The 528-nt window shown below is 62.5% G+C and carries 2 protein-coding genes; both read left to right on the top strand.

The window, feature by feature from the left end; translation table 11 throughout:
* Window positions 1-36: 36 nt before the first annotated feature.
* Window positions 37-252: a hypothetical protein gene (locus tag ABD378_RS43275; RefSeq protein ID WP_344530892.1), complete on the top strand. Its 216-nt coding sequence runs from the start codon at window positions 37-39 to the stop codon at window positions 250-252.
* An 80-nt stretch (window positions 253-332) separates the two neighbouring features.
* Window positions 333-528 (top strand): hypothetical protein (locus ABD378_RS43270; protein ID WP_344530890.1); only part of this gene is annotated, 196 nt, incomplete at its 3' end.

Here is a 528-nt window from a genome sequence, read left to right as displayed (position 1 = left end):
AAATAGATTACCCAGATTGTCAACAGGGTGGGGAACATGCAGACAGGCGGCATTGGCGTTGCGGCTGACCGGGAGTGGATCATCAAGAACGCCAAGGGGAAGAAGTTCGTGTACGACTCGGAGGCTGAAGCGTTCGGGGAGCTGGAGGAGTACGGCGAGGGCGCAGTAGTACTCACCCGGCGCGTGTACCGAGGCATGTTCAGGACCAAGCCGATCGAAGACTGGCAGCAGGTGGGGCGCCCCACATCCTGACCCTCCGCCACCCCTTCCCTTCAGCCTTTCGGTAGGGGAAGGGGTGGCAGGGCGGCTCCTGATTGCGTATCAGCGCCACGATGGAACAACTGGATCGTGAGGGGCGGGGGAATGGCATGGAGGGTGAGTCGTCTGAGGCGGATGTTCTGCGGGTGGTGGAGCAGGCGATGAGGATCCGGATGGTGTGGGAGGAAGTCTGCTTCACGCACCGGGGGTGTCCTTTCGGTGAGGTGAAGGAGGCGCTGGTAGAGACTGCCGGCCGGTGGGGTGTGCCGA

The sequence above is a fragment of the Streptomyces rectiviolaceus genome (assembly GCF_039533825.1).
GTDB lineage: Bacteria > Actinomycetota > Actinomycetes > Streptomycetales > Streptomycetaceae > Streptomyces > Streptomyces rectiviolaceus.
The sequence above is the reverse complement of the archived record's forward strand: the minus strand, read 5'-3'. Positions and strand labels throughout refer to the sequence as shown.

Excerpts from the sequence above, each read along its gene's own strand:
- ABD378_RS43275 (WP_344530892.1), top strand. The coding sequence starts at position 37 with ATGCAGACAGGCGGCATTGGCGTTGCGGCTGACCGGGAGTGGATCATC.